Source organism: Sorangium sp. So ce117, from assembly GCF_051524395.1.
Lineage (GTDB): Bacteria > Myxococcota_A > Polyangia > Polyangiales > Polyangiaceae > Sorangium > Sorangium cellulosum_B.
Genome location: NZ_CP150309.1, coordinates 6,252,822 through 6,277,689, shown reverse-complemented (window position 1 = coordinate 6,277,689; position 24,868 = coordinate 6,252,822). Strand labels below are relative to the sequence as shown.

At 72.7% G+C, this 24,868-nt stretch carries 18 protein-coding genes; 8 read left to right on the top strand and 10 right to left on the bottom strand.

The annotated features are described in order from the left end of the window. Nucleotides 1-11: 11 nt before the first annotated feature. Nucleotides 12-1,403 carry a GH1 family beta-glucosidase gene (locus tag WMF46_RS23435; protein WP_437987626.1) on the top strand — a complete coding sequence of 464 codons (1,392 nt, stop codon included), beginning with the start codon at nucleotides 12-14 and terminating at the stop codon, nucleotides 1,401-1,403. Nucleotides 1,404-1,424: 21 nt separating this feature from the next. Here the strand turns inward: WMF46_RS23435 and WMF46_RS23430 are convergent, their stop codons facing one another. Further along, nucleotides 1,425-2,609 carry a GspE/PulE family protein gene (locus tag WMF46_RS23430; RefSeq protein ID WP_437987625.1) on the bottom strand — a complete coding sequence of 395 codons (1,185 nt, stop codon included), beginning with the start codon at nucleotides 2,607-2,609 and terminating at the stop codon, nucleotides 1,425-1,427. Then, complete coding sequence (locus WMF46_RS23425; protein WP_437987624.1) at nucleotides 2,606-3,679, bottom strand: CAP domain-containing protein; 1,074 nt, start codon at nucleotides 3,677-3,679, stop codon at nucleotides 2,606-2,608. Before WMF46_RS23425 ends, WMF46_RS23430 begins: the two co-directional genes overlap by 4 nt. Before the next feature lie 146 nt (nucleotides 3,680-3,825). Here WMF46_RS23425 and WMF46_RS23420 point away from each other — a divergent pair, with 146 nt between their 5' ends. The 5 genes from WMF46_RS23420 (at nucleotide 3,826) to WMF46_RS23400 (ending at nucleotide 10,847) form a co-directional block, all read left to right on the top strand. Continuing rightward, complete coding sequence (locus WMF46_RS23420) at nucleotides 3,826-4,809, top strand: DMT family transporter (protein ID WP_437987623.1); 984 nt, start codon at nucleotides 3,826-3,828, stop codon at nucleotides 4,807-4,809. A gap of 51 nt (nucleotides 4,810-4,860) precedes the next feature. Next, nucleotides 4,861-5,874, top strand: coding sequence for a zinc-dependent alcohol dehydrogenase family protein (locus WMF46_RS23415; protein WP_437987622.1), 1,014 nt, complete (start codon nucleotides 4,861-4,863; stop codon nucleotides 5,872-5,874). Between the two features lie 164 nt (nucleotides 5,875-6,038). Further along, on the top strand, nucleotides 6,039-7,145 hold the full coding sequence (gene nagZ, locus WMF46_RS23410) for a beta-N-acetylhexosaminidase (RefSeq protein WP_437987621.1): 1,107 nt from the start codon (nucleotides 6,039-6,041) through the stop codon (nucleotides 7,143-7,145). Then, a complete protein-coding gene (hutI, locus tag WMF46_RS23405; RefSeq protein ID WP_437987620.1) occupies nucleotides 7,142-8,425 on the top strand; it encodes an imidazolonepropionase in 1,284 nt (427 codons plus the stop codon). Before nagZ ends, hutI begins: the two co-directional genes overlap by 4 nt. 55 nt (nucleotides 8,426-8,480) lie before the next feature. Next, nucleotides 8,481-10,847 carry a Tex family protein gene (locus tag WMF46_RS23400; protein ID WP_437987619.1) on the top strand — a complete coding sequence of 789 codons (2,367 nt, stop codon included), beginning with the start codon at nucleotides 8,481-8,483 and terminating at the stop codon, nucleotides 10,845-10,847. Between the two features lie 40 nt (nucleotides 10,848-10,887). On the opposite strand, the gene WMF46_RS23395 is transcribed toward WMF46_RS23400, so the two are convergent. Next, the gene (locus tag WMF46_RS23395; RefSeq protein WP_437987618.1) at nucleotides 10,888-11,763 is read right to left on the bottom strand and encodes an alpha/beta fold hydrolase; all 876 of its coding nucleotides are present in this window, start codon (nucleotides 11,761-11,763) and stop codon (nucleotides 10,888-10,890) included. Between the two features lie 836 nt (nucleotides 11,764-12,599). Here WMF46_RS23395 and WMF46_RS23390 point away from each other — a divergent pair. Beyond that, nucleotides 12,600-13,649 carry a formin gene (locus WMF46_RS23390; RefSeq protein WP_437987617.1) on the top strand — a complete coding sequence of 350 codons (1,050 nt, stop codon included), beginning with the start codon at nucleotides 12,600-12,602 and terminating at the stop codon, nucleotides 13,647-13,649. Nucleotides 13,650-13,892: 243 nt separating this feature from the next. Here WMF46_RS23390 and WMF46_RS23385 read toward each other — a convergent pair whose 3' ends face one another. The 7 genes from WMF46_RS23385 to gatC form a co-directional block, all read right to left on the bottom strand. Beyond that, complete coding sequence (locus WMF46_RS23385; protein ID WP_437554991.1) at nucleotides 13,893-15,185, bottom strand: hemolysin family protein; 1,293 nt, start codon at nucleotides 15,183-15,185, stop codon at nucleotides 13,893-13,895. Nucleotides 15,186-15,400: 215 nt separating this feature from the next. After that, complete coding sequence (locus tag WMF46_RS23380) at nucleotides 15,401-16,573, bottom strand: tRNA pseudouridine synthase B (RefSeq protein WP_437987616.1); 1,173 nt, start codon at nucleotides 16,571-16,573, stop codon at nucleotides 15,401-15,403. Between the two features lie 29 nt (nucleotides 16,574-16,602). Then, nucleotides 16,603-17,868 (bottom strand): lysophospholipid acyltransferase family protein, encoded by a 1,266-nt coding sequence (locus WMF46_RS23375; RefSeq protein WP_437987615.1) that lies wholly within the window; start codon nucleotides 17,866-17,868, stop codon nucleotides 16,603-16,605. A gap of 20 nt (nucleotides 17,869-17,888) precedes the next feature. Beyond that, nucleotides 17,889-19,061 carry an NAD-dependent epimerase/dehydratase family protein gene (locus tag WMF46_RS23370; protein ID WP_437987614.1) on the bottom strand — a complete coding sequence of 391 codons (1,173 nt, stop codon included), beginning with the start codon at nucleotides 19,059-19,061 and terminating at the stop codon, nucleotides 17,889-17,891. 77 nt (nucleotides 19,062-19,138) lie between these two features. Next, nucleotides 19,139-19,735: a GNAT family N-acetyltransferase gene (locus WMF46_RS23365; protein WP_437987613.1), complete on the bottom strand. Its 597-nt coding sequence runs from the start codon at nucleotides 19,733-19,735 to the stop codon at nucleotides 19,139-19,141. A 16-nt stretch (nucleotides 19,736-19,751) separates the two neighbouring features. Further along, nucleotides 19,752-21,299, bottom strand: coding sequence for an Asp-tRNA(Asn)/Glu-tRNA(Gln) amidotransferase subunit GatA (gene gatA / locus WMF46_RS23360; protein ID WP_437987612.1), 1,548 nt, complete (start codon nucleotides 21,297-21,299; stop codon nucleotides 19,752-19,754). Between the two features lie 5 nt (nucleotides 21,300-21,304). Then, entirely contained in the window at nucleotides 21,305-21,616 is a 312-nt protein-coding gene (gene gatC / locus WMF46_RS23355; protein ID WP_012236913.1) for an Asp-tRNA(Asn)/Glu-tRNA(Gln) amidotransferase subunit GatC, read from the bottom strand. A gap of 160 nt (nucleotides 21,617-21,776) precedes the next feature. Between gatC and WMF46_RS23350 the strand changes: the two genes are divergently transcribed. Then, nucleotides 21,777-24,593, top strand: coding sequence for a hypothetical protein (locus WMF46_RS23350; protein ID WP_437987611.1), 2,817 nt, complete (start codon nucleotides 21,777-21,779; stop codon nucleotides 24,591-24,593). Nucleotides 24,594-24,868: the final 275 nt, after the last annotated feature.

The window sequence follows — 24,868 nt, the reverse complement described above, 5'->3', positions numbered from 1 at the left end:
CACAAGTCGACATGCCGTCTCTGAGATTTCCCGACAATTTCGTCTGGGGGACCGCGACGTCCTCCTATCAGATCGAGGGGGCTACGAACGAGGACGGCCGCAGCGAGTCCATCTGGGATCGCTTCGCGAAGACGCCCGGTCAGATCGTCGACGGGACCAACGGCGACGTCGCGTGCGACCACTACCACCGGTGGCCTGAGGACATCGCGCTGATGAAGAGCCTGGGCATGATGGCCTACAGGTTCTCGATCGCGTGGCCGCGCATCCTCCCGAACGGCCGGGGCGCGGTGAACCAGAAGGGGCTCGACTTCTACAGCCGGCTCGTGGACGGCCTCCTCGCGGCCGGGATCGAGCCGTACGCGACGCTCTTCCACTGGGACCTGCCGCAGGTGCTCCAGGACGAGGTCGGGGGCTGGCAGCATCGCTCGACGGCGGATGCGTTCGTGGAGTTCGCCGACGTCATCTCGCGGAAGCTCGGCGATCGCGTGAAGAAGTGGATCACGCACAACGAGCCGTGGTGCACGGCGTTCCTCAGCTACGAGAAGGGGATCCACGCACCGGGCGGGCGCGATTTCAAGAAGGCCCTGACGGTGAGCCATCACCTCCTGCTCTCCCACGGCCTCGCGGTGCCCGTCCTGCGCAGGAACAGCCCCGGCGCCGAGGTGGGCATTACGCTGAACATGAACTACGCGATGCCCGCGTCGCCGAGCGCCGCTGACTACGATGCGTGCCGCCACTACGACGGGTATTTCAACCGCTGGTTCCTCGATCCGCTGTACGGCCGGCGTTACCCGGCGGACATGATCGAGGACTACATCGCGCTGGGCTACCTCCCGCCGGAGGGGCTGACCGTGTGCAAGCCGGGCGATCTCGACATCATCGCCACGCAGTGCGACTTCCTCGGCCTCAACTACTACTCGCGGGCGGTCCTGCGGAGCAGCAAGGTGCCCGAGGAGCAGAACCTGCCGAGGACGGTGCACGTCGCGCCCCTCTCCGAGCAGACGGAGATGAACTGGGAGGTCTACCCGGAAGGGCTGCGGCGGCTGCTCCTCCGGCTGCACGTGGAGTACGGCGTGCCGAAGCTCTACGTGACGGAGAACGGCGCGGCCTACTCGACGGAGCCCAACAAGGACGGCAGCATTCCGGACACGCGGCGGCTTGAGTTCCTGCGCGATCACTTCGTCGCCGCGCGGCGCGCGATGGACGCGGGGGCGCCGCTCGCTGGGTACTTCGTGTGGTCGCTGATGGACAACTACGAGTGGGATCGCGGCTATTCGCAGCGGTTCGGCATCGTCTGGGTGGACTACGAGACGCAGCGGCGCGTCCCGAAGGACAGCGCGCTCTGGTACAAGGGCGTCATCGCCGCCAACGCGGTCGACGACGGCTCCTCGCCGGCGACCTGACCGAAGACCCCTCCCCCAACGTCACGTCACGCGGAGCACCTCGTCCAGGGAGGTGAGCCCCTCCTTCACCTTGGCGAGCCCGGCCTCGCGGAGCGGCACGAGGCCTACCTTGCGTGCGGCGTCCCGGTACGCGCGCTTTCCCGCCCGCGCCTTCACGAGATCCCGCAGGTCGTCGTCGAGCTCAAGCATCTCGAACAGGCCCATGCGCCCCCGGTAGCCCGTCAAGTGGCATGTCTGGCACCCGACGCTGCGCTTCAGCTCGGCGCCCTTCTCGATGAGGACCTTGTCCTCCTCGCCCGTCACGGCGGTCTCGAGCTCGTACGTCTCCGCGCACTCCTCGCAGAGCTTGCGGACGAGCCGCTGCGCGACCACGGCGAGCAGGGCGTTCGCCACGATCCACGACTCCGCGCCGAGGTCCACGAGGCGCGCGACCGTGTCCACCGCGTCGGAGGTGTGCAGCGTCGACAGCACGAGGTGCCCCGTGAGGCTCGCCTGCAGCGCGATCTGCGCCGTCTCGGGATCGCGCATCTCGCCCACCATGATCACGTCCGGGTCCTGCCGCAGGATCGCGCGCAGGCCCGTCGCGAACGTGAAGCCCTGCCTCGGGTTGGTCTGCCCCTGCGTGATGTCGGCGAACTCGACCTCGATCGGATCTTCCAGCGTGACGATGCTCAGCTCGCTCGTCTTCATGACCTTGATCAGCGAGTAGAGCGTCGAGGTCTTGCCGGATCCGGTCGGCCCACACACGACGATCAGCCCCGAGGGCCGGTCGGCGAGCCGCTCGAGCCGCGGCAGGTCCCCCTCGGCGAGCCCGAGCTTGTCGAGCGGGATCAGCTGGTGGCTCAGCAGCACGCGCAGCACGAGCGTCTCGCCGTGGATCGCGGGGAACGTCGAGGCGCGCAGGTGGATGAGCGGGTGGCCGTGGAGCTCCAGGCTGAACTGGCCGTCCTGCGGCAGGCGCCGCTCGGTCATGTCCATCCGCGCGAGCACCTTCACGCGCGAGGTGAGCGACGGCGCGATCTCGATCGGGATCTGCCCTTGCGCCACCATCACGCCGTCGACGCGGTAGCGCACGCGGATGCCGTCGCGCTTCGGCTCGACGTGGATGTCGCTCGCGCCCATCGAGACCGCGCGGCGGACCAGGTGATCGAGCACCTTGACCGCGTCGAGCTCCTCGGACGCCGTGGGGGGGCGGCTCTGGCTCATCGCGCGCCTCCCTTGCCGACGACGTCGATCGTGCGGAGCGAGACCATCTTCAGCTCGTCCGAGGGGGGGAACGTCGCCCAGACGCTGACGCCGTAGAGCCCGGGCCGCCCGCGGTCGTCCAGCGGGACCTGGATGTCGAATCGATTGCCGGTCACCTGGAGAGGAATAGGCGTCTTGAAGCCCTTCGGGAAGAACGTCGCGTAGGGGGGCGGGATCGGGTATCCGCCCATCTTGAGCAGCTTCTCCGGCTTGATCGGCTTCGCCGGCTCGACCCGCGAGATCCCGACGCCCGCGATCTTCGCCGGCGCGGCGAGCTCGCCGCTCACCCGGATCCGCTCGCCGATCTTCGCCCGCCTGGGCAGCGGCTGGTACGTCCCGTAGTCGTCGACGAACTCCTGCGCCAGGCAGGCGATGTCGAACCCTTTCGCCTTGGCCAGCCCGACCCCGAGCGACGTGTGCGACGCTGTGAGCACGTTGCGCCGGTGCCCGTCGGCCGGGGGCTTCTCGTTCATGAAGGCCTGGTGCACGCGCTCGAGGCTCTCCGCGGAGAAGCGCGGATCCGGATCGAGCTCGCGGGGGATCGCGTCGGCGAAGCAGCCGGCGTTCTCCATCGGGAACCCGTCGCCGCCCGCGGCCGTGTAGCGCTCCTCCGGGACCGAGCCGTCGCTGCCCCAGTGGCCGGTGAAGCCGATCCGGACCATGTCCTCGGCGTGCCGCCGCCCTGCGCGCGCCGCGGTCTCGTCCCACCGGACGGGCGGCAGCTTGTGCGCCGCGCGATCGCGGTTCACGAGGCCGAGCACGTACCGCGCTGCCTCCGCGCGGGTCATCTGCTGGCCCGGCGCGGGCGGGGCCTGGGTGCCCTGGGCCTCGCCGCCGGCCTCCACGCCGGCGGCCCTGCCCTCCGAGGGGCGCGTGCTTTCCTCCTCCGCCGCCCCGCCTCTGGCCTTGTCCCCGGACGGCTCCTCCGCCGGCGCCTTCGCGGCGCTCGCGCCGCACCCGAGCGCGTGGGCGCCCGCGGCGACGAGCCCCAGCCAGAGCGCCCCGGATCGGCGCTCCCGCTGACCATCCATCGCTCCTGTCCTGCTTCTCCTTGTGACTCCGATGATCGCGCGCATCGTTGCGACCGTAGCGCTTCGATGTCGCGCACGCACCCGGGAGCGCCGGCGCCTTTGGGCGCACGGCGGCGTGTACGGCGGCGAGGTCGAGGTGGTAATCGATGCGCTACGTGAGCACGTCGTCATCGTCGCAGGGTGCGGTCGCCGCGCACCCGCCCGGGGCCTCCGCGATCGTCCTCGCCGCGGAGCGCGAGGGGCGCGCGGCGCACCCGACAGCGGGCGTCCTGTGGATGCTCCTGGCCCAATCGCTCTTCGCCGTGATGAACGTCCTCGCGCGGCTCTCTTCGGAGCACGCCCCGTGGCCCGAGGTGGCGGCGTCGCGCACGCTGGTGGGCGCGGCCACCGCGCTCGGCGTCGCGCTCGTCCGCCGTGCGCCGCTCTCCGTGGGTCGGGGCGACCGGCGGCTCGCGTGGGCGCGCTCGCTCTGCGGCACCGGGGCGATGCTCTGCGGCTTCTACACGCTCGGCACGCCGCAGATCGCGCTCGGCGACGCGGTCACGCTCGGCGCGACGAGCCCGATCTTCGTCGCGCTCCTCGCGCCGCGGTTGCTCGGCGAGCGCACGAGCCCGCGCCTCTGGCTCGCGACCCTGCTCGCCTTCGCGGGCGTCGGGCTGGTCGCCGCGCCGAGGCTCGCGATCGCGGGCGAGATCGCGCTCATCGCCACGCTCGGCGCCGTCTTCTCGGCGTTCGCCATGATCTGGCTGCGCAGGATCGGCGCAGGCGGCGAGCGCGCGAGCCCCGAGGCGATCGCGCTGCACTTCTCGCTCGTGGCGAGCGCCGCGATGGTCGCGCTCTCCATCCCGGTCTGGCGGACGCCCGACGCCTTCGGCGCTCTCCTGCTGATCGGGACGGGGCTCGCCGGCGGCCTCGCGCAGCTCGCGATGACGCGCGCCTACGCGCTCGACAGCGCGGCGCGCATCGGCGCGATCGGTTACGTCGGGGTCGTCCTGTCGCACGTGCTCGCCGCCGCCTGGCTCGGCGAGAGCCCGTCGGCGGACCAGCTGCTCGGGGCGGCGCTCGTGACGGCGGCCGGCCTGTGGCTCGCTGCCCAGGCGCTGCGCGACGCGCGGCGGCCGGCGCGTTGACCGGCCTCCACCCCGCGTGGGATAGCGGATCTCCGCTCAAGGAGGATCTGCATGAAAGCGTTCGCACTCCAGGGTTCGTTCGGTCTCGACGCGCTCCGCCCGATCGATCTTCCGGATCCTGAGCCGGGGCCTGGGCAGATCGTCCTCCAGATGAAGGCGGCGTCGCTCAACTTCCGCGACCTGCTCGTGGCGAAGGGGCTCTACAACCCGAAGTTCTCGCTGCCTCTCATCCCGCTCTCCGACGGGGTAGGGGAGGTCGTTGCCGTGGGGGACGGGGTGACGCGGGTGAAGGTCGGCGATCGCGTGAGCCCCATCTTCCACCAGCGCTGGATCGACGGGGAGCTCTCCGCGGACAAGGCGCGGGGGGCGCTCGGCGGGGAGCTGCCGGGCGTGGCCGCGGAGCGGGTGCTGCTCGATGAGGAGGGGGTCGTCGCGGTCCCGAAGCACCTCACGGACGAGGAGGCCGCGTCGCTGCCGTGCGCCGCCGTGACCGCCTGGAACGCGCTCTTCGTGGCGAGCCACCTCAAGGCGGGCGACACGGTCCTCGTGCAGGGCACGGGCGGCGTCTCGATCTTCGCGCTGCAGTTCGCCCGGCTCGCGGGCGCCCGCGTCATCGTCACCTCGAGCAGCGACGAGAAGCTCGAGCGCGCGAGGTCGCTCGGGGCGTCGGAGACCATCAACTACCGCGCGAACCCCGACTGGGACGCGCCCGCGCGCTCGTTCACCGGCGGCGCGGGGGTGGATCACGTGATCGAGGTGGGCGGCGCGGGTACGCTCGCCCGTTCGCTCCGCGCGGTCCGGTTCGGCGGCCGCGTCAGCCTCATCGGCGTGCTCACGGGCGGCGCGCTGGGGGATGTCGGCCTGTTCCCCATCCTGATGAAGCAGATCACCGCCCAGGGCATCTTCGTCGGGTCGCGGGCGATGTTCGAGGACATGAACCGCGCGATCGCGGCGAGCGGGCTCCGGCCGGTCGTCGACCGCGTGGTCCCCTTCGCCGAGGTGCGCCAGGCGATCGAGTCCATGGCGAGCGGCGCACACTTCGGGAAGATCGCGATCCGGTTCTGAGGGGGCCGACCGCGACACGATTCGTCCCTCCGGCGCCGCGGCGTCCCCTCCGGTGCACCGGCATCCCTCGGAAGTGGCCTCGTCGGCCCAAGTCGTTTACGAGTCGTCTACGAACGGATTCCGCGGCCGGCCGCTCGCCTGCGCCGCGCGAGAGGTGGTGCACGATGCGGCTCGATCTGGAGCTCGAGGTCCTGTGTGGTCAGCTCATCGTGGGCGGCTTCGACGGCGCGGAGCCGCCGGCCCGGTACCTGAAGGCCCTCGCCGAGGGGCGGCGGGGCGGCGCGATCCTGTTCCGGCGCAACGTCCCTGACGTGGCCGCCACGGCGCGGCTCTGCCAGGCGCTCGCCGCGGCGGGCGGCCCCGATCGGCCTCCCTTCATCGGCATCGATCAGGAGGGGGGCCGCGTCACCCGCTTGCCCGCGCCGTTCCTGACGCTGCCGTCGATGCGCTCGCTCGGCGAGCTCGCGGACCTCCCGCTGCTGCGCCGCGCGGCGCGCGCCGTCGCGTCCGAGCTCCGGGCCGTCGGCATCAACCTGAACTTCGCCCCGGTGCTCGACGTCGACTCGAACCCGGCGAACCCGATCATCGGCGATCGCGCGTTCGGCCGCGACCCCGGCGCGGTCGCGCGGGGCGCCGTCGCGTTCCTGGAGGGGCTCCAGGAGGAGGGCGTGCTCGCCTGCGGCAAGCACTTCCCGGGGCACGGCGACACGGCGCTCGACAGCCACCTCGCGCTCCCCACCCTCTCGCACGCGCGCGGCCGCCTCGACGAGATCGAGCTGCCGCCGTTCCGCGCCGCCTGCCGGGCCGGGGTCGCGTCGCTCATGACGGCGCACATCGTCGTCGAGGCGCTGGATCCCGGCGTCCCGGCGACGCTGTCGCGCGCCATCTGCACGGACCTCCTGCGCGGCGAGATCGGCTTCGAGGGGGTGCTCTTCTCGGACGATCTCGAGATGGCCGCGATCGCGGCGCATCACGCCGTCGAGGAGGCCGCCGCCGCGGCGGTCTGGGCGGGCTGCGACGCGCTGCTCGTCTGCCACAGCGAGGACCTGCAGGACCGCGTGCACGAGGCGCTCGTGCGCAAGGCCGAGCGCGAGCCCCGCTTCCGCGAGCGCTGCGTCGAGGCGGCCGCGCGGTGCCTGGGCCTGCGCCGGCGGTGCCCGCCGCGGCCGGCCTCCTCGCCCGCGGCGTTCGCCGAGATCGTGGGCGGGCCCGCGTCCCGGGCGGCGCTCGAGGACATCGAGCGGGCGCGCGCCGCGGGGGCGGCGACGTGACGGCGCCGCCGGGGGCCGCGCGAGCGGAGGCCGCGCAGCACCCTGAGCGCCCGTTCGCCATCACCGCGCGCCGTCTGGTCACCTGCGACGCGTCGCGCGCCTCGGCCGGCGATCCCCTCGGCGTCATCGAGGACGCCGCGATCGTCGTGCGACGCGGCGCGATCGACGCGGTCGGCCCGCGGCGCGAGGTCCTGCGGCCCGAGGCCGGCGTGCCGATCGCGATCGAGGCCGCGGGGGTCGTCACGCCGGGGCTCGTCGACTGCCACACGCACGCGCCCTGGATCGGCTCGCGGGACGCCGAGTACGCGATCCGCATGGCCGGCGGCGACTACGAGGCGATCGCCGCGGCCGGCGGCGGCATCGTCGCGAGCATGCGCGCGGCGCGCGCCGCGACCGCCGGCGACCTCGCGGACACGCTCCGCGCCCGCCTCCGCCGGATGGCCGCGCTCGGCGTGACCGCCGTCGAGGCCAAGAGCGGCTACGGCCTCGACGAGGCGACGGAGCGCAAGCAGCTCGAGGCGGTCGCCGAGGCGGGGAGGGACGCGCGCCTGCCCCGCGTCGTTCCGACGTACCTCGCGCTGCACGCGTTGCCCCCGGAGGCCGCCGACGACCGCGCGGCCTACGCGGCGACCGTCGCGCGCTCCTGGCTGCCCGCGATCGCCGCGGCCGGCCTCGCGCGCTACGTCGACGCGTACATCGACCGGAGCGCGTTCTCGGTGGACGAGGCGCGGCCGGTGCTCGAGCGGGCGCGCGCGCTGGGGCTCGGCGTGCGCGTGCACGTCGGGCAGTTCGCGGACGTGGGCGGCGCCGAGCTCGCGGCAGCGCTCGGCGCCGCGTCGGCCGACCACCTCGAGCACGTCGCGCCGGAGGGCATCGCGGCGCTCGCCCAGGCGGGCGTCGCCGCCGCGCTGCTGCCCGTGGCGAGCTTCACGCTGCGGCAGGAGCCGCCGCCCGTCGCCGCGCTCCGGGCCGCAGGCGTCCCGCTGATCGTGGGCAGCGACGCGAACCCCGGAACGGCGCCGACGGAGAGCCTTCCGCTCGCGCTCGCGCTCGCGGTGCGGCTCTACGGGCTCACGGTCGCCGAGGCGATCCTGGGCGCGACGCGCGAGGCCGCGGCCGCGCTCGGCCTACGCGACGTGTGCGGCGCCGTCCGTCCGGGGCTGCGCGCCGATCTCGCCGTGTGGGACCTGCCGCACGAGAACGCGATCGTGCAGCCCTGGGGCGCGCCGCGCGCGCGGGCCGTGCTGCGCGACGGCGAGGTCATCGCGGCGTCGGGCTGAGGCAGACAGCAAGTCAAGCCTGGACGCGCGTGCACCCTGCGCGTATGCCGCGCCCATGACTGAGACGCAGAGCCCTGTCGCTGTCCCGAGCCGCGCGGACAGCTCGTTCGATCCGGTCCCGCTCCTGGCCGAGGAGCTGAGCCTCCCGCGCCAGGGGGTCTCGGCGGTGGCCAAGCTGCTCGCCGAGGGGGCGACGGTCCCGTTCATCGCTCGCTACCGCAAGGAAGCGACCGGCGGGCTCGACGAGGTGCAGATCCGCGCCATCGAGGAGCGCCGCGCCTACCTCATCGAGCTCGAGGAGCGCCGCGCCACGGTGCTCACGGAGATCCAGAAGCAGGGCAAGCTCACCGACGCGCTCGCCTCGAAGATCCGCGCCTGCGGCACCAAGGCCGAGCTCGAGGACCTCTATCTCCCCTTCAAGCCGAAGCGCCGCACGCGCGCCATCATCGCGAAGGAGCGGGGCCTCGAGCCGCTCGCGGATCGCATGTGGTCGCAGCCGGGCGACGGCAGCCCCGAGGAGGAGGCCCGCGCGTTCGTCAGCGCCGAGAAGGAGGTCCCCGACGCGGCGGCCGCCCTCGCCGGCGCGCGCGACATCTGCGCCGAGCGCATCGCCGAGCACGCCGACGTGCGCAAGCTCGTCCGCGAGGCCTACGCGAAGGAAGGCGTCATCAAGGTCCAGAAGAACGAGGAGCACGCGGCCAAGCAGACGAAGTTCGACATGTACGGGAGCTTCGAGGAGCCCGTCGCGAACATCCCGTCGCACCGCTACCTCGCGATCCGCCGCGGCGAGGCCGAGGGCGTGCTCCGCGCCGCGATCGAGCTCGCGCCCGAGCCGCTCGTCCCCCCGATCCACGCCGCGGTGGGGCTGAAGCCGAAGTCGCCGTGGGCCGGCGAGCTCACGAAGGCCGCGGACGACGCCGTGAAGCGGCTCCTGCTCCCCGCGGTCCAGAGCGACGTGCGCGTCGACCTCAAGATGCAGGCCGATCGCGCCGCGGTCGAGGTCTTCGCCCAGAACCTCCGCGAGCTCCTCCTCGCGGCGCCCTTCGGCACGCAGGCGGTGCTCGGCATCGACCCGGGCCAGCGCACCGGCTGCAAGTGCGCCGTCGTCGACGAGACGGGCAAGCTCCTCGAGCACACGACGATCTACCTGGTCGGGAGCAGCGACTCGCTCGAGCGTGCGCGCCAGGACCTGCGCCGCATCTGCCGCAAGTACCCGCTCCGCGCCGTCGCCGTGGGCAACGGCACGCACGGCCGCGAGACCGAGGCGTTCGTGAAGGACGTGCTCGCGTCGGAGGGCCTGAAGGAGCTGTTCTGCGTCCCGGTGAGCGAGGCGGGCGCGAGCGTCTACTCGGCGAGCGAGGTCGCGCGCGAGGAGTTCCCGGACCTCGACCTCACGGTGCGCGGCGCGATCAGCATCGCCCGCAGGCTGCAGGACCCGCTCGCGGAGCTCGTGAAGGTCGACCCGAAGAGCATCGGCGTCGGCCAGTACCAGCACGACGTCTACCAGGGCCTGCTCGCGAGGAAGCTCGACGAGGTGATCGAGAGCTGCGTCAACCTGGTCGGCGTCGAGCTCAACACCGCGAGCGCCCCGCTGCTCGCCCGCGTCGCCGGCATCGGCCCGAGCCTCGCGAAGAAGATCGTCGCCCACCGCGACCTGAACGGCGCGTTCAAGAGCCGCAAGGCGCTGCTCGACGTGCCCGGCGTCGGCCCGCGGACGTTCGAGCAGGCGGCGGGCTTCGTGCGGGTCCGGGGCGGGGAGCACCCGCTCGACGCGAGCGCCGTGCACCCGGAGCGCTACGGCCTCGTCGAGCGCATCGCGGCGGACCTCGGCGTGCCGGTCGGGTCGCTCATCGGCGACACGGGGGCGATCGCGCGGATCAATGCGAAGAAGTACGAGGCCGGCGACGTCGGCTCGTTCACGCTGAACGACATCCTGAGCGAGCTGAAGAAGCCGGGCCGCGACCCGCGCGCCACGTTCGAGCCGCCGAAGTTCCGCGACGACGTGCGGACCATGGAGGATCTCAAGGAGGGCATGGAGCTCGAGGGCGTTGTGACCAACGTCACGGCGTTCGGCGCCTTCGTCGACATCGGCGTCCACCAGGACGGCCTCGTGCACGTCTCGCAGCTGGCGGACAGGTTCGTGAAGGACCCGAACGAGGTCGCGAAGGTGGGCGAGAAGATCAAGGTGCGAGTGCTCGAGGTCGACCTCGTGCGCAAGCGCATCTCGCTCACCGCGAAGAAGGGCGGCGCTCCCGCTGGCGCGCGTCCCCAGGCGGGCGGCCCGTCCGCCGGCGGCGACGCGCGCGGCCGCAACGATCGCGGCGACGGCCGCCGGCCGGCCCAGGGGCAGCAAGGGAAGGGGCAGGGGAGCTCGTCGGGCGGCTTCCGCAACAACCCCTTCGCGGACCTCCTGAGGAAGTGAGCGGTGGGTGCCCGCCTGGCCCCGGGCCAGGCGGGCCGCGCTAGAACCCGTGGTCGGCGAAGAAGCGCTCGATCCGGAGCGACACGAGCTCGGGGAACTCGACCGCGGTGGTGTGCGTCCCGCCGCGGACCACGAGGATCTCCGCCATCGGGATGCGGCGCGCCATCGACTGCGCCAGCGCCCGCGGGGTGAACGCATCGCGGTCGCCGGTGATGAGCAGCGTCGGGACGTCGATCTGCTCGAGCACGTGCTCGGCGTCGTGGGCGTCCAGCGCGCGGAGGTTGCTGAAGAGCCCGTGCATGTCGAGCCGGCCGAACGGCTGCACGAGCTCGGCGAACGCCTCGCTGTCGAGCGTCTTGCCGAGCAGCCCCATTCGCTTCAGCCAGAGCACCGCGTCCGGCGGGCCGATGGTGCTGCGTGTCACCCTGGCCGCCAGCGTGTGAGCGCGCGCCGCGAACGCCACGAACGGCGGAAACAGCCGCCCGAGCCCCGGCAGCGGCCCCATCGTCTCCAGCGGCCGGCGGTAGGTGCCGTTCAGCAGGACAAGGTTCGCGGCGAACCCCGGGAGCCTGCGGAACGCCTCCAGCGCCACCTGGACGCCCACGCTCCATCCCATCAGCGCGCCGTGCCGGATCCCTTCGACGGCGAGGATCGCCTCCAGGTCGCGGACATGGTTCGCGACCGCATAGGCGCCCGGAACGTCCGGTGACGGGCGCTTCGACGCGTACATCCCGCGGTAATCCCACGTGATGAACCGGTACTGGTCGGAGAGGTACTCGACCTGCGCCCGCCAGGCGAGGTACGGCCCGCCCAGCCCGTTGACCAGGACCACCGTCTTCGCCCCCTCGAACGGCGGCGGCGTCACCCGGTAAGTGATGTCGGTTCCATCGAAGCTCGTGACCCGCCGGGTCTCCATCCGGAGCGATGGCCGCCGCGGGGGCGACCCCCGCCGGCCCCCGCTGGAGGCAGGAGGAGGCGGCGCCTGCCGCCCGCCGCTGGAAGGCGGGGGGGACGCCTGCCGCCCGTCGCCAGAGGAAGCCGCGGGCGGCGCCTGCGGTCTGTTGCCGGTGGATGAAGCTGGCGGCGCCTGCGGTCCTTTGCCGGAAGGAGAGCGGAGCCGCGGCGGCCGACCCCCGCCGAACTTGAACGAGACCATGAACCCCCTGCTTCCTACCCGCTCCCTTCGCCGAGGGCCAGGCTGCCGGCGGTCGCCCGCAGGATGGGCGGGGACGCCGGCGCAGACCCGGCGAGGGCGCAGCTGCGGGCCGGCGGGGGCTGCCGTGGGGCCGGGTGGCCCGTGTGGCCTGGCGATCGCCTGTCGAAACACATCCTGCGCTGCGATCGCCATCGCGTTGACATTCCAGGCGGCGCGCCGCTAACGTGCCCGGCGGGTTGTCCGCTCGCCCGGCGCTCCCGTCGTGTTGCTGATCTTTCCCTCCCCGCTCCCATGTCGGTCTGTTGGAGGCCGGCCCGTGTCGTCTTCTGTTGCCGCTCGCGCAGGGGCAGCTCCGGTTCGGGCCGTGGTGGGTCGATTCCCTCGGGCGAGCTGGAGTTTTCAGCGCGAAGTGGTGCAGCGATCCCGTCCTCGAGGAGCCGATGGCTGAAGAAAAGAAGAAGAGCAAAATCGATCTGAAGGCTCGGCTTGGCAAAACGGCGATAGGCGGGGCGCCAGGAGCGGCCGTCCCCCTTCCCGTGCCTGGTTCGCAGCCCGGATCGGGGCCGCCTCCCGACATGAACGCGGGCCCGATCGGCATGCCCTCGCCGCATCCGAGCGCGCGGCCGCCGATGCCCTCCGTGGGAGGCATCGCGCCCCCGCCCGGGATCTCGCCAGGCATCCCGCTGCCGCCGTTCGCGCCGGCGCCGCGTCCTGTGATCCAGACGCCTCCGCCCAAGCCGACGGCCGCCGCGCAGACCATCAAGGTCGAGGTCGGCGAGGAGGTCGAGCAGGAGCGGCGGAAGGCCTCGAAGAAGACGGCGCTCTACGCCGGCCTCGCGGCGATCGTCGGCATCGGCGTGGGCTTCGCCATCGGCGGCGCGAAGGAGCGCGGCGATCGCGGCAAGCTCGCGGTCGACGGCGCCGCGGCGCTCGCGAAGGACGTGAAGGCCGCGAACGAGAAGATGGTGGAGCTGAAGGAGAAGCTCGATGCGGGCCGGACGGCGCTCGAGGGGAAGAAGTTCCCCGCGCAGCTCGTGGCCGAGCTGGGCGGCATCAACGTCCCGTTCGATGCCACCAACCTGGAGGGCAAGCAGATCGGCGGCCTCCCGGGGCGGGTGATGCGCCAGGTCCTCGCCTACACCACGGCGGTCCAGGATCTCAACAAGACCAAGGACAGCCTCAAGAACGTCCTCTCGGCCGCGCAGGCGCCCGTCGAGAAATCGTGGAAGGAGCAGGAGGAGCCGGTCGTGAACTTCTCGGTGGTCTTCCGCCGGGACGGCGACAAGACGCTGGCCGAGCTCGTTCCCAACAAGGCGCCGTTCCCGTTCGGCAAGGACTGGCCGGCGAAGTACACGGTGAACCGCCTCGAGCGCACGCAGCAGGGCATGAAGGCTGCCGAGAAGGAGGCCACCCGCTGGACGAAGGGCGACATCGCCGGCGGCGATCTGCAGGCCCTCCCGGTCGATCCTCAGTCCGTCGCTGGCCTCACGAGCGAGCAGATGGTCTTCAGGCTCGCCAGCGCGATGGCGGACATCCGCAAGCTGCTCGAGGGCAACAAGGACAACCCCGTCGAAGAGACGCCCGGCCTCATCAAAGAGGGCGACGATCTCGCGAACGAGCTCCGCAAACTCTCCCTCGCCCGCTGAGCGGCACGCGCCCGCTTCGGATACGGGCCCACCTCGACGTTTTCGGTGCTCAGCGCACCGGAGTGCGCCTGCGCGCCGAAAACGCCGATCTGGGCCCGTCTCCTGTGCGGGCGCGCGCCGCTCGGCCGGCGCAGATCTGAGGCATCGCTCGCGTTGCGGGAGGCGTGCCTGGTTTCACGGTCTACTAGGGTAGCCGAGGGGCGATGGCCGCCCCTCCTGCGCGCTGGGTCGGCGCGGGGCGATTTAGGCGGCGCCGCCGGCGCCCATGGCGCGGGGGCGGACGATCTCGACCTTGCCGATGTGGCGCTCGTCGCTGTCGCGCACGATGAAGCGGAGGCCGAACTTGCTCACGGCCGTGCCGACCTCGGGCACCTTGCCCACGTGCTGCGTGAGCATCCCGCCGAGAGATTCGTACTTCCCCTCACGGTCGAGCTCGGCGCCAAGATAGGCCGAGAGATCGCTCATCGATACGGCCGCGTCGGCGACCAGACGGCCGTCGCCCAGATCCTGGATAGCAGCACCGTCGTCCGTCTCGTCGTGCTCGTCCCGGATGTCTCCGACGATCTCCTCGAGCACGTCCTCCAGGGTGACAATCCCCGACATCCCGCCAAACTCGTCGACCACGATGGCGAGGTGCTGTCTCCGGCTCTTCATCTCCCGGAGCAGCGAAGAGAGAGGCTGCGACTCGGCGACGAAATTGGCAGGGCTCCGCGTGATCTCCCGGAGCGTCGTGTTCTTGAGCCGACGCTCCTCGAGGACCTTGAACAGGTCCTTCGCGTAGAGGAGACCAGCGATGTTGTCGGTCTGATCCTTGTAGACCGGATAACGCGAGTGCCCGCTCTCGGTGACGATCTCCAGCACCTTCTCGAGCGGAGTGGAGATCTCGATGGCCTCGACCTTGGATCGCGGCACCATCACGTCCCGCGCCGTGAGATCGGCGAACTCGAGCACATTGCGGATCATCTCCGCCGGCTCTCGCCCGAAGAGACCAGAACGCTCGACCTCATCGACCAGGATCTCGACCTCCGCCTCGGCAACCCTCGGGTCCGACGGCTGCTCACCGTCCCGCGGCCCCAGCTTGGAGCCGATCCAGCCGAGCGGTACGGCGAGCGGCAGCATCGCGATTTCGAGAGGGCGCAAGAAGCGGACCGCCAACGATGCGGCCCGATCGGCGTGCTTGCGGCCCAGCGTGGAGCTGACCTCGTAAAGGGCTCCGCTGAGGACGATGGTGGTCGCCAGCCCGAGATAGAGCGCAGCGCCTGGGGCAATCCGCCGGAAGAAGAGGTCGAAGCAGGCGGCCGTCAGGCTGGTCGATACGACCCAGCCGAGCAGGTAGCGGGAACGGAGCTTGGCGTCTTCCTGACGAATCCGCTCGTAGGCGGCCTTCGTGGGGCCCGTCGCCTGCTCTATCAGCGCGCCGAGCCTCGTCGCGCTCAACGTCGTCAGTGCGGTGTCGGCACCGACGAACAGCGAGCCAAGTACAGCGGAGAGAACTGCAGCGCCGAGCGCTGGCAATGGAACGAAATCGGGACTCAAACAGAGGCTCCTAACGGACGAATCGTAACGGAACAGGCGAGGGGAGCGCAACCGGACCGGGACGCGAAATCTCAGGAGATGACGGAACCACGCGTTCTTGCCGCTCTCGCCCGAAGGCGGACTCCCCAGCTCGACCGATCCTGCCGAGCGCTGCCAGTGACATGCGCCGTAGATCTGCCGAAGTCCAGGGAATTGCCGTGTGCTGTGGGTTTCTCTTATCTAGCAGCATTCCCACGCATGTCGGGCGCTTCGGAAAAACCGCGCAGGACGGAAAACCGCATCGACGAAGGTGCTGGATGGCCCTCACCGGCGTCCACATCGGCGACCTCCGAGGCGCCGAGCGCCACGACAACCCCGTCCGGATCGAGCCATACAGCGGCGCCAGGGTGCGCAGGAGCCATGGAGAAGTCGGATTCGGTGAGCGCCTGTCCCATGCGCGCGCGCCGGGCGCCGTGCTCGGTCAGGCGGGCGACCGGGAGGCTCGCGGCGGCTGCGTCCGCGAGCGGGCGCAGCGATGCGCGCAGCACCTCGGCGCCGGCGTCGAGGGACACGGCCTGCTCCACGGTGAAGCTGCCGCTCGCCGTGCGGCGGAGCGCGGACAGGTGCGCAGGGACGTCGAGGTGCGCGCCCAGGTCGCGCGCCAGCGAGCGCACGTAGTAGCCCTTGCTCACCCCGAGATCGAGATCGAGGGTGGCCGGCGCAGCGCCCGTGGCCGGCGCAGCGCCCGCGGCAGGTGAAGCGCCCGCGGCAGGTGCAGCGCCCGCGGCAGGTGCGCCAAGCGCACCGCGCGAGGCGCCGGTCACCTCGAGCGACCGGACCTCGACGGCCCGCGCCGACAGCTCCACCGCCTGGCCGGCGCGCGCCAGGGCGTAGCTGCGCTGCCCGGCGACCTTGATGGCCGAGTAGGCCGGCGGCGCCTGCTCCCGCCGCGCCCGCTCCGCGTCGATCGCGGCGGCGATGCGCGGCGCCGCGCGCGCGAGCGCCTCGCCGCCGGGAGGCCCGCCGGCCCCGGCGAGGGCGCCGAGCTCCGCGTCGAGCCACGGCGGCAGGGGCTGCGTCGCGGTGATCTCCCCGTCCGCGTCGAGGGTGTCCGTCCCCACACCGAGGACGACGCGCGCCGTGTAGCGCTTGTCCTGCGCGGTCAGGTACGGGGCGAGCTTGGTGGCCTCACCCACGAGCACCACGAGGACGCCGGACGCCATCGGATCGAGCGTCCCCGCGTGCCCGATGCGCTTCACGCCCAGGGCGCGGCGCAGGCGGGCCACGACGTCGTGGCTCGTCGGCCCGCGCGGCTTGTCGATCACCAGCACGCCCTCCGGGCGCGCGCCCCTGCTCGTCGCTCGCTCGGGCTCGGCGGGCGGATCCCCTTCGTTTCTAATTTCAGGCATGGAGTGAGGATTCGCCTCGGCAGATCGCTTCATCCGAACCAGATCGACTTCCGGGTGGCCAGGGTCTCGTCGATGAGGCCCTGGATCGTCGCGCGCACGCGCTCCGCGAGGCGCCGCACCAGGATCTGATCGTCCGCCGCCTCCGGGCCGTACGCGTCGAACCGCACCGGATCGGCCAGGCGGATCTTCCACTTCGTGGGCGCCGGAACCAGGCCCAGCGGCCCGAGCGCGGGGAAGGTCGGCGTGATGGGCAGGTACGGGATGCCGAGCGCGCGCGTGAGGTGCTCGACCCGATAGAACAGCGGGTTCGTCTCCTCGGCCCCCACGATGGCGCACGGGACGAGCGGCGTGCGCGTGCGCAGGCAGAGCCGGATGAAGCCGCCGCGACCGAACCGCTGGAGCTGGTAGCGGTCCTTGTAGAGCTTCCCGCTGCCCTTGACGCCCTCCGGGAACACCGCGATGAGCCGCTCGCCCGCGAGCAGCCGCTCGGCGTTCTCCTGGCAGGCCCGCACGGCCCCGAGCCGGTTCAGGATCGTGCCGGCGAACGGCAGGTAGTACACGAAATCGTCGGCCAGCCAGCGGAGCTCCCGCCGCGCCGGGTGCTCCCGCCGCACCGCGGCCCGCAGCATGAGCCCGTCGTACGGGATGGGCCCGCCCGAATGGTTGGACACCAGGAGGCACCGCCCCTCGGCGGGAATGCGCTCGATGCCCTCGATATCTATCCTGAAATAAACCCTGTGCAGGAAGTCGAAGAGCGACCTGTACCGGGCCTCGTACTTGGGATCGAAGCCGAACTCGTCGACCTCCTCCGAGCGGCGGCGCAGGCCGGCGCGGCCCCACTGCCTCAGGTAGAAGTCGGTCGACAGGACGTCGCGCGCCGTCCCGGGCTCGGACAGCGGCGGCTCGCTGGCGAAGCCGGCCGACGCGGCGGGCGCTCCGCCCAGGCGCGGGCTCCGCTCGGTCTCGGGCATGCCTCCCACCGCGCCGCTCGCGTCGGGCGATGGCCCCCCGGCGAGCATCCGCTTGAGCCGCGCCTCGAGCTCCCTGATCTGGCGCTGGAGCTCCTCGGCCGTCACCGGCACGACCGGGGCGTGCACCTCGGACGACTGCGTCTTCCGCCCGTCCGAGGGCTCCGTCGGGCCGATCGGCGCCAGGTACCGGGCCTCCTCGTCCTCGACGTCGACGCTCGGCACGACCTGCCCGGGCCCCATCCGATCGGGGCGCCCGCGCGTCGACGGCGGCGATCCATTCCCTGCCCCTGCTTCCTCGAGCTCTCGATCGTGCTCCGTGCCCATCGCTCACCCCCCGAACCGCATCACGCAGGCGTCTCTTGCAGCAGGCGCACGTCCCGCAGCCGCTGCGCGCTCGTGTAATCGAGCAACGCCTCGCGCGTCGTGTAGACCGGCCGGAACCCCATGACCTGCGCCGCCTTCTCGCCGTCCGCCACGCAGAGATAGCGCAGGTACCGCAGGAAGCTGGGCGGGGCGATCGCCGCATGCGCAGCCCAGAGCGCAGAGGCGAGCGGCCCGGCGGCGCTGTGCAGCACCGGGACCGCCGTCCGGCCCGCGAGGCGCACGATCGTGGAGAGCGGCAGCACGCCGTCGCCCACGATGTTGAAGGTCCCGGGGAAATCGCTGTCGATGGCCAGCTTGAAGGCGGCGATGGCGTCGACCTCGTGGATGAACTGCCACAGCGGATCGAAGCCGAGCATCGTCATGACCAGGCGCCGCGCCAGGAACCGGGTGACGTAGTTCTGGACGGTCGGGCCGAGGATCGGCGCGGTCCGCAGGATGGTGACGGTCGTGCCCTTGGCCTTCGCGCCGAAGGCGTTGAGCTCCCGCTCGGCGGCCATCTTGTCCGCGAAGAAGCGCTCGTCCGGGTCCGCCCGGAGCGGGTGCTTCTCCGTGAGGAAATTGGGGTTGGTGGGGTGCGCGCCGTAGAGGATCGTCTGGCTCCAGAGGATCAGCTTGCGCAGGCTCGCCTGGCGCGCCCCGTGGAGCAGGTGCATCGTGCCGACCGACTCGAGCTCGTGGGCCCAGGCGGTCGCCGGGGTGGGCGACGACAGGAAGCAGAGGTGGACGAGCGTGTCCACCTGCTCGGCCGCGAGCACCTCGGCGACGCGCTCCTCGGAGGCGGGCTCCGTCAGGTCGACCGTGTGCATGCGCAGCTTGGAGCCGCCCGTGTCCGGCCGCTTGATGTCGATGGCCACCACGCGCGCGATGCGCGGGTCCTCCTCGAGGATCCCGATCAGGTTGCGCCCGAGGAAGGACGCGGCGCCGGTGAGCGCGATGACCCGGCCCCTTGGGCCCGACGACGCGCGCCGGCTGGTCGGCGAGGCCTCCGCCGCTGCGGACGCCGGGGGCTCGCTGGCGCCGGCCGTGGCCGCGCCCGTGGAGGAGGCAGGCGCGGCGTGATCTGCGCCGGCGGTGGAGCTCCGCTCGGCGGCGTCGCGGGCCGCGGCTTCAGGGTGCTCGGAGGTGGGAGCCATGCGCCGGGCGCGACACTACCTGGTCGGCCGGCGCGCGCAAGCGAAGCGCGACCCCGCCGGGGCTCGCCGCGGCGCTGTCACAACACCCGGCGCAGGACCGGATACGGCTCGAACGTGTGCACCTCGGCGAATCCGTTCCTCGTGAACGCGGAGACCGGGCCGGTCCACAGCTCCTCGTCGCTCACCGGCTCCTTCGAGCGGCGCGGCAGGGCCTCGAGGGCGCGCGCGCCCCAGGAGGGTGCGAGCTCCACCGCGCCCGCGACGAGCGCGGTCGCGACGCCTCGCCGCCGGTGGCCCGGGTGCACGACGGCGCAGCCGATCAGGAAGACGCCGGCGCGATCGCCCGCGAAGCACGGCAGCCCGCGGTACAGGCGGCGCTCGTACGCCTTCGCCACGGCCGCCGCGGGCGCGACCTTGAGCCACCCGACGACGTGCGGCGCCTCCGGCGCGAGCGCCACGACGCCGCGCGCCTCGTCGCTGCCCGAGGCGAGCGCCTCGGCGAACTCCCGGCGGTTCTCGCCCTGGCCGTCCGAGCACCGCGCGAGCCACTCGTTGTTGGTGCCGCCGAAGTGGTAGTACCGGCAGTAGCAGGGCGTGCCGGCGGCCTCGAAGAGCGCCTCGAGCCCCGGGAGGTGCTCGGGGCTGGCCGCCGCCACGGTGATCGCGGAGCTCATCGGCGCGCTCCGCTCGTCATGCGATCGACGCGCGCAGCCCGCGCACCGGGGAGATCTGCTCCCATGCGTAGGCCGCCTGGCAGAGCCGCGCCTCCTCCAGCGCAGGGCCGATGAGCTGCAGGCCGACCGGCAGCGGAGGCCCGCCGTCCGGCGCCTGCGCGGTCGCGCACGGGACGCTGATCGCGGGCAGCCCCGCCATGCTGGCGGGCAGCGTGTAGACGTCGGCCAGGTACATCGACAGCGGATCGTCCACCCGCTCCCCCAGCCGGAACGCGACCGTCGGCGAGACAGGCGCCGCGATGAGGTCCACCTCGCGGAAAGCCTCGTCGAAATCGCGCCGGATCAGCGTCCTGACCTTCTGCGCGCGCAGGTAGTACGCGTCGTAGTAGCCCGCGGACAGCACGTACGTGCCGAGCAGGATCCGGCGCTTCACCTCCCGGCCGAACCCCTCACCGCGCGTCCGGCCGTAGAGGGCCTGGAGGTCCGCCTTCCCGCCGCGGTCGCCCTCCACGCGCAGCCCGAAGCGCACGCCGTCGAAGCGCGCCAGGTTGGACGACGCCTCGGCCGTCGCGACGATGTAGTAGGCCGCCACGGCGTACCGCGTGTGCGGCAGGCGCACGGGCTTGATCTCGCAGCCGAGCCCGCGCAGGCCCTCGATGGCCTCCCGCACCTTCGCCTCGACCCGCGCGTCGATGCCCTTCGCGAAGTACTCCTCGGGCACCCCGATGCGCAGCCCCGCGACGTCGCGGCCGCACGCGGCCTCGCAGGCGCCCACCGGGGCGTCGAGGCTCGTCGCGTCGCGCGGATCGCGGCCCGAGATCACCTCGAGCAGGCGCGCCGCGCCCTTCACGTCGTGCGCGAACGGCCCGATCTGGTCGAGGCTCGAGGCGAACGCGATGAGGCCATAGCGAGAGACGCGGCCGTACGTCGGCTTGATGCCGACGACGCCGGTGAGGCTCGCCGGCTGGCGGATGGAGCCCCCCGTGTCCGACCCGAGCGATCCGGGCGTCATCCCCGCCGCCACGGCGACCGCGCTGCCGCCGGACGAGCCGCCGGGGATGCGCGACGGGTCCCACGGGTTCTTTACCGGGCCGAAGGCGCTGTTCTCGTTCGACGAGCCCATCGCGAACTCGTCCATGTTGCACTTGCCCGGCAGGATCGCGCCGGCCTCGCGCAGGCGGGCGACGACCGTCGCGTCGAACTGCGGGCGGAACCCGCGCGCCGGGTCGGGCGCCTTGGACGCGCCGTCCCCGCCCGTCGACGCCCGCGTGAGGATCTTCGAGCCGGCGGTCGTCGGGGCGCCCTCGGTGCAGAGCGCGTCCTTGAGCCCGATCGGCACGCCGGCGAGCGGGCCGAGCGCCTCGCCCCGCGCGCGCCGCGCGTCGAGCGCGCGCGCCGTCGCGACGGCCTGCTCCCCCTGCACGGTGAGGAAGGCGCCCAGCGCGCCGTCGCGCTGCTCGATGCGCGAGAGAGCGGCCCTGGCCACCTCCTCTGCGCTGACCTCACCGCGCTGCACGAGCGCCGCGAGCTCCGGGATGGATCGATCGAGGATCGCTGTGTCCATCGGCGTCACCCCTCGTCCACGAACGCCGGAACGGCGAATCCGTCGTCCTCGACCCGCGGCGCCTCCCGCAGGGCCACCTCGCGCGGCAGGCTCGGCGCCTCCTCGTCGGCGCGCAGCGGCAGCCGCTCGATCTGCACGTGCGCGGTCGGCGGCACCGCCGAGACGTCGAGCTCCTCGAGCTGCCGGACGTAGCTGAGGATGTTGCCGAGATCACCGGTGAGGCGCTCGATTTCCTCGGCGGAGAGGTCGAGGTGGGCGAGGCGCGCTATCGTCAGCGCCTCGTCGCGGCGGAGAGGGGGCGAGTCAGCGTTCGACATGGGCGCGCCCGATGTAGCACCGCCGGTTCGGCGGACGCTAGCGCCGCGCGCCCCCGAACCTGGCCGCGGTACAAAAACGGTGATAACGGCTGCCGCGCGCGCGTCCAGTCGTCCTCGACCGCCCGGGCAGGAGCCCCGCCCCTCCGCGCGTTGTCCGCGAATGCAGTCCCCGAAAACGCCCTCCCTGCGCCGCGAGCGCATCGGCATCCTCGTCCTCTGCGCGTCCGCGGCCGTGGCGATGTCGCCCGCCGTCGGCGTAGGCGCTCGCGACCGCTCGACCGCGCTCGCCGCGGAGCTCGGAGAGCGGGGCATCGCCGCGGCGGCCGGCGACGTGCTGTGGGTGGATCCGCCGCGCGGGGGCCTCCGCCCGTTCGGCGTCGACTCGCGCGCGGTCGCGCGCGGCGTGCGCGCCGGCGGCGAGCGCGGGGAGCCCACCGACCTGTACCTCGTCGACGCGAGGCTCTCGCCGGAGGGGGTCCTGCTCGACGTCTCGGCGATCCATAACCTCACCGAGACGAGCGGCGCGGACGAGTCGAAGCCCGTGCTCCGCGGCGAGGCCCTGGCCTACGTCTCGCGCCCGCTGATCGAGGCCGCGTCGCCCACGGTGCACGTGCTCGATCTGGACGGGCAAGAGCTCTCGGGCGGCGCGGACTGGTCCCTCGTCGAGCGGCTCCAGCAGGCCGTCACGAGCTGGCAGGCGACAGGCCGGCTGCGCGGGATCGGCCGGCGGACCTTCGCGATCGACCTCGCCCGGAGCGAGGAGAACGGCGCCGAGGATCCGCACCCCGAGGAGCCGGGCGCCGAAGAACCGCGCGCCGAGGAGCCGCAGAGCCGCCGCGCCCCGGACGCGGGCGACGTCGCGGTCGCGCTGGAGGACGACAGCGCGGTCGTCGTCCGCGCGGGCGGCCGCGAGGCCCGTCTGCCAGCGCGCGGCGTGGACGACGCGGCGCTGCCCGTATGGATCCGCGCCGAGGCGTCCGAGGTCGCGCGGCCGGGGAACCTCGTCACCTGGGCGGTCGACCGCGTGCGCCTCGTGATCGGCGACGCCGCGATGCAGACGGTCAAGGCCGTGGCGTTCACGGCGCTGGATTTCGTCCTCCGCAACAAGGAGGCGGTGACGGGCGACACCGGCGCGGAGGACATCGCCGCGGACCTCGGCCAGAGCGAGCTGGATCCGCCCGTCCGCCAGATCCCGATCGATCCCGAGATCGGCTGGCCGCCGACGCCGCTCGATCCCTGGGTGACGCCGCCGCTGCCGGGCGAGGGGCAGTGGAACCCCCAGGGGGGCGACGCCTTCGTGCGCCAGCTCGACGGGCTCCCGCCGGCGTTCATGACCACGTTCCTCCGGACGGATCGCTCGCGTAAAGCGACGCGCGTCTACATCGCGCTCTGGGACCCGCGCCAGGTGGAGCTCCACATGATGGCGGGCACGGTGGAGCCCAAGGGCGCGACGGGCGAGGCCGGGCCGGGGCTCATCCCGCGCACGCCCGAGGTCATGAAGCGCGTGGTCGCCGCGTCGAACGCCGGCTTCCAGGCGATGCACGGCGAGTTCGGCATGATGGCCGACGGGGTGATGTACCTGCCGCCGAAGCCCTACGCCGCGACGGTGGCCGTCCGGCGCGACGGCAGCACCGTCTTCGGGAGCTGGTCGGAGGACGAGAACGTCCCCGAATGGATGCTGTCGTTCCGCCAGAACATGACGGTCATGGTCGAGGACGAGAAATGGAATCCCTTCGGCCGGACGTGGTGGGGAGGCACGCCGCCCGGGTGGGCCGACAAGACGCACACGGTCAGGACCGGCATCTGCCTGACCCGGGAGCGCTTCATCGCCTATTTCTATGGCGCCGACGTGAGCCCCGAGGCCCTGGCCCAGGCGATGATCCAGGCCCGCTGCTCCTACGGGATCGCGCTCGACATGAACGCGGGCCACAGCGGGCTCGAGTTCTATCGAGTGGCGCCGAGCGGCGAGCTGCCGCCGCTCGGGCGCCCGCTCCAGGGGGAATGGGAGACCGAGGGCGACGTCTCGGGGCTCTCGGGCTACCGCTTCCGCGGCCGCCGGCTCATCCGCGGCATGGGCCTGATGAACTTCCCCCGCTATATCCGGCGGGAGGCGCGCGACTTTTTCTACATGACGCTGCGGCACCTGTTGCCGGGGCCGCCCTTGGCACCCCGCGCGGCGCCGGCCGAGGCGGGGGAGGGCGCCTGGCGCACCCAGGGGCTCCCGCAGCACGGCTTCCCCTACGCGCTCGCGATCACCGAGATCCGCCCCGATCCCGCGCGGCCCGATGTCCGGCTGCGGGTGCTCAAGGTGGACCCGCGGACCGTCACGGCCGCGCCGCTGGGCGAGCCCGGGGCGTCCCCGCCGGCCGGGGCGGGGCCGACCGTGGCGGTCTTCAGCGACGGCGCCGCGACGCCCGGCGCGGGGCAGGGCGAGGGGTCGAGCATCTGGCACTCGGCCGGGTCCTTCTCCGCCTCGCCGGCCTCCCCGGTGCGCGGCGCGGTCCGGATCGCGACGGGGGCGCTCGGCAGCGCGAGGGCCGTGGCCGCGCTGGGCGTCAACGACGAGGATGGGATGCTGATCTACGTCGAACGGGCCGCGACCGGGCCGTCCAGCGCCCCGGACGCCGCGCTGGCGCCGGATGCGTCGGCGCCGCCTCCGGCGCTCGTCGACCCGCACCCGCGCGACGCCAAGCTGCTCCAGGATTTCCTGGCGGGGCTCGGCTGCTCCTCGCGGATCTACCTGCCTCGGCGGCTCTCGGTGGCCCTCGGCGGCGATACCGATCTCTCCGGCGCCGCCGTCCATCCGCCGTCTGGCCCGCGCGCCGTCCGGCTCACGCGCGCCGAGGCGCCTGGCGCTGGCCGGATGTTCGAATCCACACCGATCGTTCCGCACAGCGTCTGGTACCCGCTGCAGCAGAAGCGCGTTCGGTACTTCAAAAAGCCGAAGAAAGAGGAAACGGCAGGCGGCGATCACTGAGCGTGACGGCGCCTTGGCCCTTCCCTGACGTGCAGTAGGCGCTTGTACGCTGGCGGCCCGACGGACTAATACACGTCGGCCGGTGCATCGATTGCGATCCTTCGGAGCTTGCGACATCTCGGCGCGGATCTGCGTGGGCTCGCCGGGCGGGGGCGCGCGCGCGATGTGCGGGTGGTGGAACGCGCGCAGCGTCGCATTGCGGAGCGCGGTGGACGTCGCGCGCGCAGCGGACGTCGCGCGCGCAGCGGACGTCGCGCGCGTCGCGCGTCGCATCG

Excerpts from the sequence above, each read along its gene's own strand:
- nagZ (WP_437987621.1), top strand. The coding sequence starts at position 6,039 with ATGCGGCTCGATCTGGAGCTCGAGGTCCTGTGTGGTCAGCTCATCGTG.
- WMF46_RS23370 (WP_437987614.1), bottom strand. The coding sequence starts at position 19,061 with ATGGCTCCCACCTCCGAGCACCCTGAAGCCGCGGCCCGCGACGCCGCC.
- WMF46_RS23400 (WP_437987619.1), top strand. The coding sequence starts at position 8,481 with ATGACTGAGACGCAGAGCCCTGTCGCTGTCCCGAGCCGCGCGGACAGC.
- WMF46_RS23420 (WP_437987623.1), top strand. The coding sequence starts at position 3,826 with ATGCGCTACGTGAGCACGTCGTCATCGTCGCAGGGTGCGGTCGCCGCG.
- gatC (WP_012236913.1), bottom strand. The coding sequence starts at position 21,616 with ATGTCGAACGCTGACTCGCCCCCTCTCCGCCGCGACGAGGCGCTGACG.
- WMF46_RS23395 (WP_437987618.1), bottom strand. The coding sequence starts at position 11,763 with ATGGAGACCCGGCGGGTCACGAGCTTCGATGGAACCGACATCACTTAC.
- WMF46_RS23380 (WP_437987616.1), bottom strand. The coding sequence starts at position 16,573 with ATGCCTGAAATTAGAAACGAAGGGGATCCGCCCGCCGAGCCCGAGCGA.
- gatA (WP_437987612.1), bottom strand. The coding sequence starts at position 21,299 with ATGGACACAGCGATCCTCGATCGATCCATCCCGGAGCTCGCGGCGCTC.
- WMF46_RS23365 (WP_437987613.1), bottom strand. The coding sequence starts at position 19,735 with ATGAGCTCCGCGATCACCGTGGCGGCGGCCAGCCCCGAGCACCTCCCG.
- WMF46_RS23415 (WP_437987622.1), top strand. The coding sequence starts at position 4,861 with ATGAAAGCGTTCGCACTCCAGGGTTCGTTCGGTCTCGACGCGCTCCGC.
- WMF46_RS23425 (WP_437987624.1), bottom strand. The coding sequence starts at position 3,679 with ATGGATGGTCAGCGGGAGCGCCGATCCGGGGCGCTCTGGCTGGGGCTC.
- WMF46_RS23435 (WP_437987626.1), top strand. The coding sequence starts at position 12 with ATGCCGTCTCTGAGATTTCCCGACAATTTCGTCTGGGGGACCGCGACG.
- WMF46_RS23390 (WP_437987617.1), top strand. The coding sequence starts at position 12,600 with ATGCCCTCGCCGCATCCGAGCGCGCGGCCGCCGATGCCCTCCGTGGGA.
- WMF46_RS23350 (WP_437987611.1), top strand. The coding sequence starts at position 21,777 with ATGCAGTCCCCGAAAACGCCCTCCCTGCGCCGCGAGCGCATCGGCATC.
- WMF46_RS23430 (WP_437987625.1), bottom strand. The coding sequence starts at position 2,609 with ATGAGCCAGAGCCGCCCCCCCACGGCGTCCGAGGAGCTCGACGCGGTC.
- WMF46_RS23375 (WP_437987615.1), bottom strand. The coding sequence starts at position 17,868 with ATGGGCACGGAGCACGATCGAGAGCTCGAGGAAGCAGGGGCAGGGAAT.